Here is a 795-nt window from a genome sequence, read left to right as displayed (position 1 = left end):
TGCCACGATGTCTGCCACAGGCGCAACTGTGAAGTTCACCGTTTGGCTAACGCTTTCACCGCTTGGATCGGTAGCCGTAAACGTTAGGTTTTCTGAGCCGTTCCAGTCTGCCGTTGGGCTAATAGTCGCAATGCCATTTTCAATCGAAACCAACACGTTGCTGTTGCCGGACACTGAAAAGTTCAGTGCGGAGTCGCTGTCTTTAAATGCGTCGTTTAAATCAATCGTGTAGATCGTAAAATCTTCTGCTAACACTTGATCTGAAATCACATTATCGACTGTTGGTGCATCGTTAACGCGATTCACAATCAAACTATCACTGTCGCTAACCGTTGGATTAACACCATCCGATACTGATGCGCTGATCGTTAGGTCTTTAAGGTTGAGTTCGTCGTTGTTAACCGCGTCAACACCCGCTTGAGTCAGTTTGACTTCATCGCCAACTAACGCAAAGTAGCCGTTTGAGTTGTTTTCTAAAGAAACGGTTAATTGCTCTTCTGGCGTATCGGTATCAGCGACTTCCAACGTTGCCACTACCGTATCGGTACTCACTGCGTCTTCAGTGATACTTTCTACAGCATCGACCTTGATCGTTGGCGCATCGTTCACTGGATTAACGGTAACGGCTACTTTCGCTTGGTCAGTCAGCGAACCATCGGTGATGGTGTAAGTGATTTCGGCATCACCATTGAAGTTCTCGGCCGGTGTGAAGACCAGTTTGCCGTCAACAATCTCGACTGTACCTTGGTCACTCGGCACAGATGCCGAGTCAATCGACAGCTTATCGCCATCAAT

The 795-nt window shown here is 47.7% G+C and carries 1 protein-coding gene; it reads right to left on the bottom strand.

The window, feature by feature from the left end:
* Positions 1-795: Ig-like domain-containing protein (locus tag R7P74_RS25905; RefSeq protein ID WP_318123520.1), on the bottom strand; the 795-nt coding region annotated here is incomplete at both ends.

This window comes from Vibrio sp. 2033, assembly GCF_033339735.1.
The sequence above is the reverse complement of the archived record's forward strand: the minus strand, read 5'-3'. Positions and strand labels throughout refer to the sequence as shown.